General features: G+C 45.0%; 15 protein-coding genes. 7 read left to right on the forward strand and 8 right to left on the reverse strand.

Translation table 11 applies throughout. From position 1 onward, the window contains the following. The coding region (locus tag ACJ751_RS04830; RefSeq protein ID WP_407744242.1) for a hypothetical protein at nucleotides 1–2,289 on the reverse strand (2,289 nt) is incomplete at its 3' end. A 97-nt stretch (nucleotides 2,290–2,386) separates the two neighbouring features. Here ACJ751_RS04830 and ACJ751_RS04835 point away from each other — a divergent pair. From ACJ751_RS04835 to ACJ751_RS04845, 3 genes are all read left to right on the forward strand, one after another. Next, nucleotides 2,387–3,727, forward strand: a complete 1,341-nt coding sequence (locus ACJ751_RS04835) for a PQQ-dependent sugar dehydrogenase (RefSeq protein ID WP_407744243.1) — start codon at nucleotides 2,387–2,389, stop codon at nucleotides 3,725–3,727. Nucleotides 3,728–3,787: 60 nt separating this feature from the next. Then, nucleotides 3,788–4,543: a hypothetical protein gene (locus ACJ751_RS04840; protein ID WP_407744244.1), complete on the forward strand. Its 756-nt coding sequence runs from the start codon at nucleotides 3,788–3,790 to the stop codon at nucleotides 4,541–4,543. Nucleotides 4,544–4,738: 195 nt separating this feature from the next. Then, nucleotides 4,739–5,500, forward strand: coding sequence for a hypothetical protein (locus ACJ751_RS04845; protein ID WP_407744245.1), 762 nt, complete (start codon nucleotides 4,739–4,741; stop codon nucleotides 5,498–5,500). 21 nt (nucleotides 5,501–5,521) lie between these two features. On the opposite strand, the gene ACJ751_RS04850 is transcribed toward ACJ751_RS04845, so the two are convergent. Together ACJ751_RS04850 and ACJ751_RS04855 are read right to left on the reverse strand one after the other, a co-directional pair. After that, on the reverse strand, nucleotides 5,522–6,232 hold the full coding sequence (locus ACJ751_RS04850) for an SDR family NAD(P)-dependent oxidoreductase (protein WP_407744246.1): 711 nt from the start codon (nucleotides 6,230–6,232) through the stop codon (nucleotides 5,522–5,524). Between the two features lie 85 nt (nucleotides 6,233–6,317). Continuing rightward, entirely contained in the window at nucleotides 6,318–7,067 is a 750-nt protein-coding gene (locus ACJ751_RS04855; protein ID WP_407744247.1) for a DUF3826 domain-containing protein, read from the reverse strand. 92 nt (nucleotides 7,068–7,159) lie between these two features. On the opposite strand from ACJ751_RS04855, the gene ACJ751_RS04860 reads away from it, so the two are divergent. Next, on the forward strand, nucleotides 7,160–7,675 hold the full coding sequence (locus tag ACJ751_RS04860) for a YqgE/AlgH family protein (protein ID WP_407744248.1): 516 nt from the start codon (nucleotides 7,160–7,162) through the stop codon (nucleotides 7,673–7,675). Here ACJ751_RS04860 and ACJ751_RS04865 read toward each other — a convergent pair. The 4 genes from ACJ751_RS04865 to ACJ751_RS04880 all read right to left on the reverse strand — a co-directional run bounded on the left by ACJ751_RS04865 (nucleotide 7,669) and on the right by ACJ751_RS04880 (nucleotide 11,107). Then, nucleotides 7,669–8,361: a DsbA family protein gene (locus tag ACJ751_RS04865; protein ID WP_407744249.1), complete on the reverse strand. Its 693-nt coding sequence runs from the start codon at nucleotides 8,359–8,361 to the stop codon at nucleotides 7,669–7,671. The two genes, ACJ751_RS04860 and ACJ751_RS04865, sit on opposite strands and share 7 nt — an antisense overlap. Nucleotides 8,362–8,366: 5 nt before the next feature. Next, nucleotides 8,367–9,371: a manganese catalase family protein gene (locus ACJ751_RS04870; RefSeq protein ID WP_407744250.1), complete on the reverse strand. Its 1,005-nt coding sequence runs from the start codon at nucleotides 9,369–9,371 to the stop codon at nucleotides 8,367–8,369. A 329-nt stretch (nucleotides 9,372–9,700) separates the two neighbouring features. After that, a complete protein-coding gene (locus ACJ751_RS04875) occupies nucleotides 9,701–10,396 on the reverse strand; it encodes a DUF421 domain-containing protein (protein WP_407744251.1) in 696 nt (231 codons plus the stop codon). Nucleotides 10,397–10,405: 9 nt separating this feature from the next. Then, nucleotides 10,406–11,107: a DUF421 domain-containing protein gene (locus ACJ751_RS04880; RefSeq protein WP_407744252.1), complete on the reverse strand. Its 702-nt coding sequence runs from the start codon at nucleotides 11,105–11,107 to the stop codon at nucleotides 10,406–10,408. Nucleotides 11,108–11,250: 143 nt separating this feature from the next. On the opposite strand from ACJ751_RS04880, the gene ACJ751_RS04885 reads away from it, so the two are divergent. Next, complete coding sequence (locus tag ACJ751_RS04885; RefSeq protein ID WP_407744253.1) at nucleotides 11,251–12,999, forward strand: alpha-amylase family protein; 1,749 nt, start codon at nucleotides 11,251–11,253, stop codon at nucleotides 12,997–12,999. 44 nt (nucleotides 13,000–13,043) lie between these two features. Here the strand turns inward: ACJ751_RS04885 and ACJ751_RS04890 are convergent, their stop codons facing one another. Further along, nucleotides 13,044–14,645: an alpha-amylase family glycosyl hydrolase gene (locus ACJ751_RS04890; RefSeq protein ID WP_407744254.1), complete on the reverse strand. Its 1,602-nt coding sequence runs from the start codon at nucleotides 14,643–14,645 to the stop codon at nucleotides 13,044–13,046. A 219-nt stretch (nucleotides 14,646–14,864) separates the two neighbouring features. Here ACJ751_RS04890 and ACJ751_RS04895 point away from each other — a divergent pair, with 219 nt between their 5' ends. Continuing rightward, nucleotides 14,865–15,425 (forward strand): type 1 glutamine amidotransferase domain-containing protein, encoded by a 561-nt coding sequence (locus ACJ751_RS04895; protein WP_407744255.1) that lies wholly within the window; start codon nucleotides 14,865–14,867, stop codon nucleotides 15,423–15,425. 81 nt (nucleotides 15,426–15,506) lie between these two features. Further along, on the forward strand, nucleotides 15,507–15,728 hold the full coding sequence (locus tag ACJ751_RS04900) for a hypothetical protein (protein ID WP_407744256.1): 222 nt from the start codon (nucleotides 15,507–15,509) through the stop codon (nucleotides 15,726–15,728). Nucleotides 15,729–15,777 lie beyond the last annotated feature (49 nt).

A 15,777-nucleotide genomic window follows, 5' to 3' on the forward strand; every position in this document is an offset into this window, starting at 1 on the left:
CCGGGTACGCCAGTACCCTCTTAAATTTTCGGAGTTACCCAGCGTATTGGCCTGGTAAAATTCATAATCACCTACATTGGTAGCAGCGCCACTGCGATGCGCAACCGTTAACCGGTTGAAGAAAGTATAATACAAACTCACTTCGCCAGACAACTTCAATAAACGCCTTGACGTTTGTTCCAGGTTGTTATAATAGGAGAACCCGGTTTCAATTCCAATCCCTTTGGTAGGAAACTTCAATGAATTGCGGGAAGAATATTGCCAGGAACCATTTACCCCGCCAAAATATTTGGTGGTGAAGATGGCTGAATCCAGTTCTGAATAGGAGCTCGACACAAACTTACCTTCCGTGGGTACAATTTGCATAGTCTCAAACTGTAAACCAAAACGTAATGACGAGTTACTCCAATCCCTGCTTACACCCGGGCTAACATACCAGTTCCTTGCTTTGGTGCGATAAAAAGATTTTGAGTCCACCACCAGTTCGGTATTGTTGCCTAACCCATAAAAGTTCAGCATATACCGCGGTCCCCGGTAAGCGGCTGCCAGGTTAAGGTCCCACTTGCCAAAGGTTTGTTTGAACAGTCCTTTATAACCAAAACCCAGGGCGCCGGTACCAAATGCATAATTCACTACAAAGCTTTGCTGCCAGCCAAAAGGCGTTTTGCCCCATTGTTGTCTTTTATAAAGCAATCCCAATCCTAAAATAACCTGGTCATCCGGATTATAACCCGGAATTATCAATGGTACCCACCAATCATATTTAACCGAATTTCGTTTGTATTGAAATAGACTGTCTGAACTGTGATGAACGGCAAACCGGTGACCGGTAAAATAATTGTCTTTACTATCATCATATGCGCGCACTTTTCTTCCCGCACCATCGCCTTCTGATATAAAGCTATCCACACCCTTACCACCGATGGTCCGGATCAGGAATTTATTCTTCCCATTACCGGTAAAAACAAACCGGTCATCCCCTTCCAGGCCATATACATTGATCTGTTTGGTGGCTGCATGGTCAAACACCCGGTAATAAAACGTATCGCTTTTTGCAGTAAGGCCCGTCACGGCCACATGCTGATAGTCGATCTTTGAAAACACAAACGTTTCATTTTTTTCTGAACCGGCAATAGTAACATGTTTACTTAAGTAACGATAGTATTTCATCCCATAACCTGGTAAATTATCTCTTCGTTGCCGCAATCTTGTTATAAGAAAATCACCGGAGATGGCATTCACTTCTGCAGGCATGGTATTAATACCCGTGCGGATAGCCGAATCAGGGAGTTCCTGCTGAACCGTGCGGATCATCTGTTCCCAGTCCTTTTTTGTCAATTGGTTCAGGAACTGTTGGTCGAGGTTACGGGCCGAAAAGTTTTGCCCCAGTTTGTCCTTTACCCTGGCGTGCATGCCTTGCAAGGCGCGCAAGGCCCAGGGTTTCGATATCAACCAAAGAGAAATACCATCTGTTTTCGAAAACGCCTGATCGCGGTCCCGGCCAAATGGTTCGTACCGCGTGCCGGTGCTATCTTCATGCGCACACCATACCCACTGGTCTTCATGGCGGTCCCAATCGTTTATGACCATATCGAACAGGCGTACCTTTAAAAACGCCTTTTGATCAACCTGGTTCTTGTTGCTCTTATAAACTTTCTCGAATAATTTTTCTGAATTATCAATATCATCGGCATTTTCGCTTAATGCAGTATGCTCCCAACCCTTACCGGAGGGACGTTCTTCGAGCAGACATAATTTATTAGCGAAAACAGCATTGAACTCGCCCAGCCGGTCCTGATCGGGTACATATAAAATAACAGGATTGGTATGCATGAGATGTAAATAGTCGGCCAGTTTAGCGATGGCCAGCGGGCCGTAGGGATGCGCCGTACTGATCTGGTCGTTTACAATATCATTGATAAAAGTTCCCTTGAACTCATCGGGTATCAGCACATCGAGGCTTTTATCGATGGTACGCAGCACATACTCTCTTCCATCGCCGCCCATTAACCGCAGCGTTTTGGTCTGATGCCCACCGCCTAACTTTTGGGGTGTTAACCCGCCTTTTGCCGTATCGAGGTTTAATATAGGAAAGCGCACTTCTGTAGCCCACTCGCGCCGGTAATGTGCGCCCCACCAGAACATCTTACTGCCTGAAGCAATGTATTGCTTACCAGCTGGTAGCGTTACCACTAATGAATCAGTAGTTCTATTTGCCGGTGAGGATTGGGCTACCGCTTGCAGCATAGCAAGGGCTTGTATGCCTATTACCAAGGCAAGTTTGGTCATAGCAGCTGCTTTTGTGGACACTTGCAAAAGTCATTCCCGTGTAATTACAGGTCCAGGGGGCATACAATTTGAAGCAATGCTATATAACAATATCGCTATGCATTACAGAATATACTTACCCTGTTTGATGGCCCTGGCGCTTGGTAGCTGTGGTAATAATCAGTCTGAAAAAAGAATTGCCAACGCAGGCAAACTGGATACGGTAAATACCGCTTATAAACAACCGGTTAACCTGCCTGCGCCTTTTGCGACAAAATCAGTGGCGCATTTTAGCAAAGTGATAGGCTGGCCCGCAGGAAAAACGCCTGCTGCACCAGCGGGTTTTGAGGTGATAAAATTTGCTGATAATCTGCAAAATCCCCGTTGGATCTATGTAGCCAACAATGGCGACATTTTTGTTTCCGAAGCAGAAACAGTTCCCGGTGGTACTTTAAAACAGATCTCGAATGTACTCAGTGGTAAATCGAAATCGCAAAACCTGGGCAGCTCAGCCAACCGCATTACGCTCTTTCGAGATACCAATGGCGATGGTAAGCCCGATTTTCGCAGTGTTTTCTTAACAGGGTTGAACCAGCCATTTGGCATGCTCATTATTGGCAGAACCTTTTATGTGGCCAATACCAATGGGTTGATGGCTTATCCCTACTCGTATGGGCAATCGAAAATAACCGCTCAGGGCAAACAAATACTGGAACTACCTGCCGGCGGTTACAACAATCACTGGACGCGCAACATCATCACCAATAAGGATAGTTCAAAACTGTACATCACAGTAGGTTCGGGCAGTAATGTAGGCGAACATGGTATGGAAAATGAAGAACGGCGCGCCTGTATACTGGAAGTAAACCCCGATGGCACCGGTGAACATATTTATGCGTATGGCTTGCGAAACCCACAAGGCATGGGTTGGGCGCCGGGCACGCAAACACTGTGGACGGCCGTGAATGAACGTGATGAATTAGGGGATGAACTGGTACCCGATTACCTTACCTCGGTAAAACAGGGCGGATTTTACGGCTGGCCTTACGAGTATTGGGGGCAGCATGAAGACCCACGCATGAAAGACAAACAGCAACCTGAAATGGTTAAAAAATCCCTGGTACCGGATATTTCCATGGGCGCGCATACCGCTTCACTTGGACTGGCCTTTGATGATAAACAACTCTTCTCCGGCAAATATGCAGGGGGCGCTTTTATCGGGCAGCATGGTTCCTGGAACCGTTCTACCTTAAGCGGTTACCAGGTTGCTTTCGTTCCTTTTAGAAATGGAAAACCTGACGGCGCTCCTGAACCCTTTCTTTCAGGATTTATTGCCGATGAAAATAATAGTGAAGTATATGGCCGGCCGGTGGGCGTGGCCATGGCAAAAAATTATATGCTGGTAGCTGATGATGCTTCGAATACCATCTGGTGTGTAATACCCACAACAGGAAAATAAGAATTGTATAACTTGCTTTACTTTTGCCTATATTCGTCATAACCCGAAGCAAGTTATATTATGAAAGCACCCGCATTACTGATCCTGGTATTATTTACCGTAACCGTTCATGCTCAAACCAACATCAACAATTACAAATACGTAATTGTGCCCGAAAAATTCTCCTTTTCAAAGTCAGAGAATCAATATGGGTTGAACAGTTTAGTAAGAGACCTGCTGGAAGAAAAAGGCTTTACCGCATTTATGAGCAATGCCCAGCTGCCACAGGAAGTTGCCGCCAACAAGTGCAGCTCGCTGATGGCCGATGTAGTGGAGAAAAAAGGCATCTTTGTCACTAACCTTACCATTCTGTTAAAGGATTGCCAGGGCAATATCATTTTCAAAAGCAAAGAAGGAAAAAGCCGCGAAAAGGAATTTCAGGCTGCTTATGATGGCGCATTAAGAGATGCTTACACATCGTTGAAAGCAGCCCCTTATCAATATGATGGTACCACGTTTACACAAACGCAAGTGCAACCTGCTACTGCCGTTCCTGCATCCATTGCTCCCGCACCTGTTGCAGCAGCAGTACCCGCTTCAGCTGCCATCACTGATGCCACTGGCACCTTATATGCACAGGCCACACCCAACGGATTTCAGTTGATAGACACCACACCCAAAAAGGTATTGACCCTGTTCAAAACTTCCCTGCCCGATTATTTCATTGCAGCAAACGGCCCCGTGGCTGGTGTTGTTTTCAAGAAAAATGAGGAGTGGTTGTACGAGTATTACAAAGACGACAAATTAATAAGCCAGAAATTGCAGATCAAGTTTTAAGCTACTCATATGTAATAATACTGATCTCTTAAAAGCCCCTCCAGTATCGTCAGGGGCTTTTTAAATTAAGGTTTCGTCTGTAAAAACAGCCATCTTGTCTATTATGCCTAATATTTCCAGGAAATTTTTATTTTTACAGCGCACACCCGGGAAAAACTTCCGACCAGAAACTAATGCCTTTTAAATCAGGCAAGAATGAAGTGTATTATAATTTTTCGCGGACATATATTATTGCTTTTTTTGATCCTGCTATCCCGCATTTCCGTTGCCCAGGTAGTGATCAAAGGTACCGTTTATGATAAACAGGCCCGTTTTGGCGTACCCAATGTAAGCGTGTTGAGCACTTCCGGTATAGGCACCCTTACTGATACGCTGGGGCGCTATTCCATAAAAGTGCCCAATAGCGATTCTATCTACTTTTCGTACCTCGGGAAATCCACCGAAAGATTTCTTGTTAACAGACTTCCGCCCGATCAGCCGCTGGACATCAGCCTGCCCGTTTCGGTTGACATGTTGCCATCCGTATACGTGAAACCGCCCAGCTATCATATGGACTCCCTGGCAAATCGCCTGGAAAACAAAAAGATCTTCGACTATGAATCGGAGTACCTGACCACACCCGGAGGCTTTGGTTTAGGCGTTAGTTTTGACGCGATCTTTAATGCCAAAAAGATGAAAAGACTGGAACGCTTCCAGGCTTTTCTGGTACGACAAGAGCAGGATAAATATGTAGACCATCGCTTCAACAAGGCCCTGGTAAGACGCATAACCGGGCTTACTTCACCGGCGCTGGATTCTTTTATGGTTGAATACCGCCCTACCTATGAAACGATCCAGGGCTTTGAAACAGAATACGATTATTATTCGTACATCAAATCATGTGGACAGTCCTTCATTGCCATGTGGAAGCAGGATCATCCGTTTGCCCCAGGCGATTCTACGCGTGCTATTAAGTAATTGACGAAACAATGGAGCGCCTCACCCTATTTGTCTATACACCCAATAAGGCAGCCTTTTTAAAATGAATGCAATAAGCGCCCAGCGTTTGGTGATATAGGCTACCCGCTTTTTTGCGGCGATGGCCGCTCTGATCTGCCGCACAGCTTTATCAACCGGCGCTACCCAGAACTGCCCATTCGCTTTGGCCATTTTGGTTTTTACAAAACCCGGGCGAATATCCGTTACTATAATATTGGCGTGTAGCTTCCGGGCTTTTATGTTCAGGCCTTCTGCGTAATTACTTACATATGCTTTACTGGCGCTATAAGCAGGCGTCCAACTATTGCCCCTAAGCGCAGCTACTGAAGAAAGCACCGCCAGCTGCCCATAACCCTGTTGCAGAAAATAATTAAACGTAACCGTGGCTATCTTCACAAAACCCATCACATTGGTGGCAGTGGAATCAATTTCTGTTTCAGCCACCAGGTCTGTTGAAGGATCTCCATAACCAGCACTATAGATCAGCAGATCGAGACCACTTATATTGGCTATTATCGACTGTAATCGTTCCACGGCATTATCGGCCTGTATATCAAAGCAGTCAGTATACAGGGCGGGATATTGCTTTTTCAACTCAAGCAACAATTCCGCCCGCCTGCCGGTAACTGCCACCGTATGGCCCAACGCAAGGTATTGTTGAGCCAGTTCTTTTCCTATGCCCGAGGTAGCGCCGATAATGATGATCTTCATAATACACAAATTACTACAGATCGTTTAGGTACGCAAAAAGGCCCCCGATTGCTTCGGGAGCCTTTCTTTATAAATCGATCACTGATTATTTTTTACCAGCCGCTGCTTTTTCGGCCTTCACCTTATTAACATAGGCCTTGAACAATTCGTGCCAGTTGCGGCCATTGCTGTTCAAATACTGCTCGCATTTGGTTTTATAGATCTCAAAAATAGCAGACACCTGTTTGATACTTTTATAATCTATCGCCTGTTCACGCGCCTGTTTAAGATACTCCAGAATTTTGCTTTCCTCTTCAGGTTTCAGGTCGGTGACGATTGCCTTGTACCCCTTCATGGTAAAGGCCACTTTACCAATGGTGTATTGGTCCAGAATGTATTCCACCTGCTCGGGCGTAAGGTCCTTGTTCAGGGCATCCATCAGGTCCTTATGCACGGTAGCGGGCATGGCGGAATTGGCTATGATCTGGCGGTCCATGTCAGACAGTTTGTTACCGGTTGCCGGATTAATGCCTGCAGGAACCGTACTGGCAGGATGCTCATTGTTCCAGTCGCGAATGGTTTTCAAATGTGTGGTAATAGCCGCGGTTACTCTTTTCTCTTTTTCCGCATCGGGCAGTTTCAAACCGGCCGACCATTCCGCCGCTTTTTTCTCCACTTCTGCGTTGGATTTGACTATAGCCGCTGCGGCTTTGGCGCTGCTATCTGACTGGGCCCAACAAAAGACCGGCACCGTAAATGTCAATAAAACAATAAATGGCAGGCGTTTCATCATTTTGTAAAAATTGTTGGCTGAAATAATGCATACCAGATGGGCGGGAAAATAAAAAGGTTGCATGTTGCCCCTTATTTTGAACTGTAAATGAGTGGCTTAGCCTTCCTTAACAAACAATTTACGCAGGAGAAAGTATCTTTGTGCCCTATTCAATTATGGCTAATCATACACTTAAAGCTGGTTCAGTTCTCATCAGCGCGCCCTCGCTGGAAGACCCTTATTTTGACAAAGTGGTCATTTACATTACTGAGTACAATGAAAAGGGCGCTCTGGGTTTTGTGATGAACCGGTTATTTGAGCGAAAGTTTAATGAATTGACGGAGTTTCGCAACAGCAAGCCATTCCCACTGTATGAGGGTGGACCGGTAGAAAGAGAAAAGTTGTATTTCATTCACCGCATTCCCGGCTTTATTGCACCAGGCACGCCGGTAGCCGATGGCGTATACTACGGCGGCCATTTTAAACAGGCCGTTGAGTATATCAATACCGCCGGTGATGCGGAAAGAAATATCAGGCTCTTCATCGGTTACAGTGGCTGGGATGCGCTGGAACTGGAAGGGGAGATTGAAGAAGGAAGCTGGCTGCCCGTACAGGCATCTGTCACAACCCTTTTCGAAGCATCAGAGCAATCGCTTTGGGAAGAACTGTATAAACGAAAAGATATTTATTGAGGAAATTTCTCCTTGAGAATACGTAACAATTCTTCCACCGGTCTGAAACCGGTTATCAATATTCCGGTTGATGTGTCCTGTTTAATGAGCATGGTTGGAAAGCGATTGATGCCGCGATACTTCACCTCTTGCAGGTCTGTACGAAAAGCCTCCATTCCCCGGTCATTTGTCATATCTTCCTCAAATTGCGTAAGGGAGAATTCCTTGTTTATTCCGGCTACGCATTGCGCCACCTGCAACAATATCTCCTGTCGGGCAATATTCAATCCATACATCATAACAGCCTTTCGAACAAAATGCAGATACAACTTCCCCGCTTCAGCCGATTGCAACTCCGCGCATTTTACAGCTATACAAGCCGGATAAGAAGATGCAGGCGGGTCATCTACCCAAATGCGATTCGCAATAGGCACATCCATTTCTTCGCTGGCATGCATCCACATCGGCCCCATTTGTGCCGGCCGTTGAACGCTATTATGATTATCAACGTAGTGATTCCAGGCAGGTAATAGTCCGCCCATGCAATAGCGCCAATTGATGGCGCCGGGCCATTCTTTTTCCAACCGGATCAATTGCGGTTCCATTCCCCAGCTCCAGCAACAAAGCGGGTCTGTGTAATAGACGATATCTATTGCAGGCCCGCTTTTTAATTCCGGAGACGTGCTTTCCTGGTTATAACTTATCATAGTTACTATAAAGTATCTTTTCCTTTACCTTTTGCTTTTGTTTTTGTTTTTCCTTTTTCATTCATGTCTTCTGAAGGCATATTCCATTCCTGTTCTTCATCCATAGGGGCGGCAATATTGATCTCCTCGCTACGCAACTGGCTCAATTCACGATCGGCTTGTTCAACCATTTCCATCGTCCGGTTTGTACCTTGCGGTTGTTGGTCCTGCAAACCATTCGTTTCCATTACATACCTGATAGGGTCTTCAATGTATTGGTAGGTTTCCTTCATTTCACTTGTTTTACCACTGTTCCAGGGGCCGGTATAATCGTTGCCACTCGACATATTAAAATACTGGTTGCTGTATCTGGGATCACTCTGTAACACTCCTGGCGGGAAATTGGGCTTAATGGTTTCCAATGCTGCTTCAAACATCTGGAAGTGGGCTACTTCGCGGGTCATTAAAAACATCAGGGTTTCTTTTACATATGGATCATCAGTAAACTGTAACAGGTATTCATACACCATTTTAGCGCGCGATTCGGCCGCAATATCACTTCTGAGATCGGCTGTAAGGTCGCCGGTGCAATCGCCATTGATATAAGCGGCCGTCCAGGGAACACCCTGTGTATTGGTATAAGCAGGCGTGCCTGCGCTGCCTACCAGGAACTGAGGGGCGACCATACCTTCATGTATCATTTGTTCTTTAGCGGCTTTGCCATCCAGCAATCGCATGATCTCGGAATTTTCAGCAGCGTTCTTCAGATCACCGTTTATACCCGTCAACAACATTTGAATGGTGGCGCCTACAATTTCCAGGTGACTGAATTCCTCCGTGGCAATATCCATTAACAAATCATACTTATCAGGAAATGGTTTTCTGGCGCCAAATGCCTGGCCAAAATACCGCAGTGCAGCCGCCAGTTCACCATTGGCGCCACCGAATTGTTCTAATAGTAACGAAGCAAATGCAGGATCGGGTTTAGATACCCGTGCATTGAATTGTAATTCTTTTACATGGTAAAACATACCTGGTCGATTTATAATTTTAAAAATAAATGAATATAAAAGCTGTGCGGGCAATCGTGCATCCACAGTAACTGTTACCAGCTTTTTATTTCCAATAAGTATAACTGCTAGAAAAAAGGCTTAAGGGGAATTAAAATATTCAGCAGAAAAAATTATGCCTGTAGTTAACCGGGGAGAAGGATCAAATCAATTGTATTACTTCAATTTCATCAGTATACTATCTGCCATTTGCTTGTGCATGATGATATGCGGCAGATATTTATTGGCATAGTCTCAACTTGTGCTTGGCATTAGTGTTTGAATATTGATGGTTGTGACAGAATGGTTGCTTATTTTTCTTCTGAATCAGTTATTGGGAATACCCATACCTTATTATTGCAGGCAGGGCAATCTGTTTCTGTGGGTTGCTGCCGATGCCCGCAATTAGCGCATACCATCCATTCGTGCCAGCGCGTTTGTTCCTGTAAGAATTCGGTATCCCATTCAGGTATGGCGGGCAAACCCGGCCGCGGGGTTGCTTCCTTCGTTAAACTAAAACCGCCGTTGGCTTCCATGTAAAAGCGTTTTATTAGGCCCAGGTGTTTAATGCCCATGCCGCGTAACTGGGCAAATACCTGTTCTTTGCTGATGCGCGATCTTCTCATTTCATGCCATTGCATTTCTCCATCACTGACCAGGGTACTTCTTTTCCCTTCCGCGGCTTCCTCAAAACGTTTGCTGGAATAGTCCATTTTATTTACGTATAAACGTATAAGGTATATGACCCCTAACACCACCAGCGGACTAATCAGTCCTCTTTCGGGAGATAACAACACCAGCCCTGTGGCGGCAGCCAGGGTAGACAGGGCAGCCAGTTCACTCCTGCTCAGGTCTGCCGCAATGCGTTTACCCATATACTTCATCCCAAACATGATCATGGCGTATACACAAAATGTTCTTATGATCAGTTCGATAAAAAATTCAGGCGGCACCTGTCCAATCAGAATCCGGTATAAGTCGTCTAAATGGATCTCTTCCTTTTTCATACTGCATTATTAGTGTAAACTATTACCCTGAACAGGTTGTACAAATTCTTTACTATGGCAGTTGTCACATATTTCCGGCACCTGGGTTACTTCATAGATCTCTCCGCAGATATTACATACCATTTTATCTTTAACCAGTTGCTGGGAGTTAAATAAGTCCTCATCTTCCCTGGGCAACAAGGATAAACCCGCCCGCTCGTTTTCATAGGTGTACATAGTAAATGCCCCGCTGGTTTCGATGTATAACCTTTTTACCATTCCCAGGTTGATAATGCTTTTTGAACGCAATGCGGCAAAGATCTGGGTGCGGGAAATATATTCGCGCGAGAGCTCCTTTGTTTGCAATACGCCATCCTTTACCAGCAGAAACATCTTCCCCAGTATTTTATCTTCAAGCCGGGCGCTTTTAAACATATTCCGGGTAATAAAGCGTTGTATCAATAATACCAATAGTAGTACAAAACAGCCTTCAACAATACCACGATCCGGTATTTGCATGGAAGAGGAAACAATGGCGCCCAGCATCAGCATGACCGCCATTTCAGTGAAGCTTAATTGTCCACTCATTCGCTTGCCTAATCCCCTGATAACAGCAAGCAGTATTATATACGTGATTACAGACCTGATAACAATTTCTACCAGAAACAATATAGGAGCATTTCCGAATAAGATCCGGTATAAATCGTACAAATGAATATCCTCTTTTTCCATAATATAATCAGTAATACTAAATCCCCGATAATTATGCAATCTTTATTCCTATAACACCGTTGCACAGCCCATCTCAGATTGAGCATTTTTATTCTGAAACAATGTACCCGTGTTCTGGTATGGAAATTATGGCAGTATCAGGAATGAAGAAAACGTTAGTATTTGCAGTGGTAGTTATCGTTATAATAGCACTTGGTGCTTTTTTATGGTATAAGAAAAAAACAACAGATCAAGCAACTATTCCACCACACGCTATACCAAAAGATTCAACCAGCTTTTACTGGTTCAAAAACAGTATTATTTACAACCTTGACGTAAAAGTCTTTAAGGACAGCGATGGTAATGGCATGGGCGATTTCAAAGGGTTGATACAAAAGCTCCCCTACCTCGATTCCCTGGGCATCACCGCCATCTGGCTGGCGCCTTTTCAACCTTCCCAGGGAAAGGACGATGGTTACGACATTACCGACTATTACGCAGTTGATCCCCGGCTGGGCACCCTGGATGATTTCAAAACGTTTGTTCAGGAAGTGAAAAAGCATCACATGCAGGTAATCATTGACCTGGTGCTTAATCATACCTCAAATGAACATCCCTGGTTTCAACAGGCAAGGGCCTATCCCAGCTCCCCTTATTTTAACTGGTACAGCTGGTCAACCGACAGGCCATCCAACCAAAACAAAGGAATGGCATTCGAAGGCGTTCAACATGAAATATGGACGTTTGATACCCTGGCAAAAAAGTATTACTATCACCGCTTTTACAACTTTGAACCGGACCTGAATACGCAGAACCCGGCTGTGCAGACAGAATGCCTGAAAATAATAAAGCATTGGGTTAGCATGGGCATCGATGGTTTCAGGGAAGATGCCGTTCCCTTTTTTATTGAGGTCCCGCAAAAGAAAGGAAAGATCTTCGATCATCAGTTCGGACTGCTTTCACAAACACATAACTTTCTGAAATCTTTAAAGCCTGATGCGATCATTTTGGGTGAAGCCAATGTAATGCCAAAAGAAAATGAAGACTTTTTTGGCAAGAACCACGAGGGGCTACAGATGATGTTCAACTTTTACGCCAATCAATATTTATTTTATGCCCTGGCTACCGGGGAAGTGGAACCGTTGATAAAAGCGTTACAGGCAACGGGAAAATATCCTAAAGAATGCCAATGGGGGCAATTCCTTCGCAACCACGACGAAATAGACCTGGGCAGATTAAGTGATGAAGACAGAGAAAAAGTTTATCTGAAATTTGGACCTGATGATAATATGCACTTATATAACCGGGGCATAAGACGGCGACTGGCTCCCATGCTGGGCAACGATTTGCAATTCCTGAAACTGGCGTACAGTCTGCTGTATTCCCTGCCTAACACGCCTGTTATCCGTTATGGCGAGGAAATTGGCATGGGCGATGACCTAACCTTAAATGAACGCCTGTCAGTAAGAACGCCTATGCAATGGTCGGCAGATTCGAATGCCGGATTTTCCACCGCAACAAGAACCATTCGACCGGTTATAGATACTGGTTTGTATGGTTACCCCCACGTAAATGTAGAAAATGAAAAAGCCGATCCCGCCTCTTTGCTGAATGCCATAAAACAGTTCATCCGGTTCCGGAAGGCCTGTCCGGAAATTGGGTTTGGTGATTGGGAGATCGTACCAACCAGTTCTCCCAACATATTAGCCATTCGATATCGCTGGCAGCAAACCACCTTACTGGTGCTGCATAATGTAAGCAAAAAGGCGCAGGCAGTAACCCTTTCCACCAACGATCTGGCTGGAAAAGACCTGGTTGATTTGGCAGATTCGAGCCACCTTACAATTACTGACAACAAGCACCCTTTTATGCTGGATGCGTATGGCTACAAATGGTATCATATCCGGCATTAATTGAATTAAACCAAATCGACCGTTTTTTGCACATGTAAAATCCTTTACTCTTCCAGTTTTACCAATATACCTTCATCGCCGCCCAAACCAAATGTTCCATTCAGCGGCAAACCTTCCAGTTCGGAATGGGTAGCTATTATTATTGTCCCTTTAAGGTCTATATGGGCAGGGGTAAAATAACAAACGCCAGGGGTCAGATTCAATATCACCAGGAACTTGTCATTATTCCATTCCCGGATGTAGGAAAGGAGTTGATGATTTGAATATACCGGACGGTAACTGCCAATACTTAATGCGGGTTCTTTTTTACGAATTTCTATCAGCCTGCGGTAAAACGTCAGCATCGAAAAAGGATCATCCTGTTGCTTCTGTACATTCACTCGTTTGTAATCCCTTGCCAGTGGTAGCCATGGTTGCTCCTTACTGAAACCCCCATATGTACTGCTGTCCCAGGGCATAGGAGTTCGCTCGGGATCCCTGCTCAGATGCTTACCAGGCATGTTCAGCCCCTGCGGGTCCCGGATCTGATCCTCTTCAATGGGAACGTCTTTCATTCCTATCTCTTCCCCATAATAAATGGTAGGCGTACCCCTGAGCGTTAGTAACAGCATGGCCGCTACCTTTGCCTGCGCAAGACCTACCCGGCTGGCTATGCGTTGTTGATCATGATTGCCCAATACCCAGTTGGGCCAGCCATTTATCGGTAGGGCGGCTTCATACGCATCGATCGCTGAAGAAATCTTTGAAGCTTCCCAGGGAAGTGTCAGTAATTGAAAATTAAATGGCAAATGCGCGCCCAGGTTATCGACACCGTAATACACTACCAGTTTTTCAATAGGCAGGTAGATCTCTCCTATGATCACTTTCTCGCCATAGTTATCTACCAGTGTTCGCATTTGCCGGACAATATCGTGCACTTCCGGCTGATCGGTGGAGTAAACAGGTAACAACCGGTTGTAATCGGCCTGCAGATCGGTGTAATCAGGATTCAAGGGGTTATCACGCAACTGACTGTCCTTGATCATATGCCACATTACATCTATTCTGAAACCATCAACGCCTTTATCGAGCCAGAACCGCATAACGTTGTACATTGCCTGTTGCACTTCAGGATTACGCCAGTTGAGGTCGGGCTGTTCCTTTAAAAAAGCATGATAATAATATTGCCGGGTTTGTTCATCCCATTCCCAGGCATTACCACCAAAAACACTCAGCCAGTTATTCGGTACGCTGCCGTCTTCCTGTGCGTCTTTCCAAATATACCAGTCGCGCTTTGGATTATCGCGCCCCGACCTGGATTCGATAAACCAGGGATGTTCATTAGAGGTATGATTAGGCACCAGGTCAAGGATCAGTTTCATGCCCAATGTGTGAGCACGTGTAATTAATTCATCAAAATCTGCCATTGATCCAAATAACGGATGCACATCTGTGTAATTGGAAATATCATAACCAAAATCCTTCATGGGCGAAGGATAAATGGGCGAGACCCATATGACGTCTATACCCAGCCAGTGCAAATATTCCAGCTTACGGATGATCCCCTTCAGATCGCCAATGCCATCGCCATTTGTATCCTGAAACGACCGGGGATAGATCTGGTAGATAATACCCCGTTGCCACCATAAAAATCCTTTTTGTTCCATATATGCAGGTATATAGCCTTAAATTGCAAAAAGCCTGCCCCGCCAACAAAAGTCCTGCCATACACGCCATTTTCAATGGTTGAAACAATGGTGCATCTCTATTAAAACCGTAGAGCAAAATCAGCAATTACAGCCTGTCTGTATGCCTTTCCGCGGTATGGTTTTTATGCTTAAAATGAGACGATAAAATTCAATTACTCATTTTAAAAACCTTATAGTATGGCAACTCAAAAGTTAGCAGGAAAGCGGGTAGCAATAATTACAGAGAATGGATTTGAAGAGGTTGAATTAACCAGTCCGTTAAAGGCATTGAAGGATGCAGGCGCCAATGCACAGATCATTTCTCCCCAACAAGACAAAGTAAAAGCATGGGACCACGATCACTGGTCACAGGAATTGCCGGTTGATGTGCAAATAGATTCAGCTAATCCCGAAGACTATGATGCGCTGGTTGTTCCCGGTGGGGTGATGAACCCGGACCATGCAAGGACCAATGAGAAATGCGTGGCATTTGTAAAACATTTTCTGGATGCCGGCAAACCGGTTGCTGCCATTTGCCATGGCCCGCAATTACTGATTGAAACAGGCCTTTTAAAAGGGCGTACCATGACCTCCTACCCTTCTATCAAAACAGACCTTAAAAATGCAGGGGTGAATTGGGTTGATAAAGAAGTGGTGGTGGATAATGGCCTTGTTACCAGTCGCAGCCCCAAAGACCTGGAAGCTTTCAACAGAAAAATGTTGGAAGAAATTGCAGAGGGCGTGCATGAACATGCGTAAATGTTCAAATCATGTAATGAATGCCAGGTTGTGCCAACGCGCTACCTGGCATAATCTTTTAGTACTTTAATTAAAAAGTATATGAACCCCAATAAACGTGATGAAGATCTGAAAAGATCAGCAAAGGAAGATCCGAAAAAAGAAGCGCAGAAAAACGCCTTTGTGAATGGCCAGTCACCGGAATCTGTGAAAAAGAACCCTAATCCTAGGGCTAATGAAAATCTTTCTGATAAAAAAGAACCTGAAACGGAAGAAGACACTACAGGCGCAGGTAGTGAGATCACTGATGGAGAAGATGGATAGAGGATGCTACGCCTGGAATAAATCAAAAACCCTGCAATCGTTGATTTGC

This window comes from Niastella sp. (assembly GCF_045805085.1).
GTDB lineage: Bacteria > Bacteroidota > Bacteroidia > Chitinophagales > Chitinophagaceae > Niastella.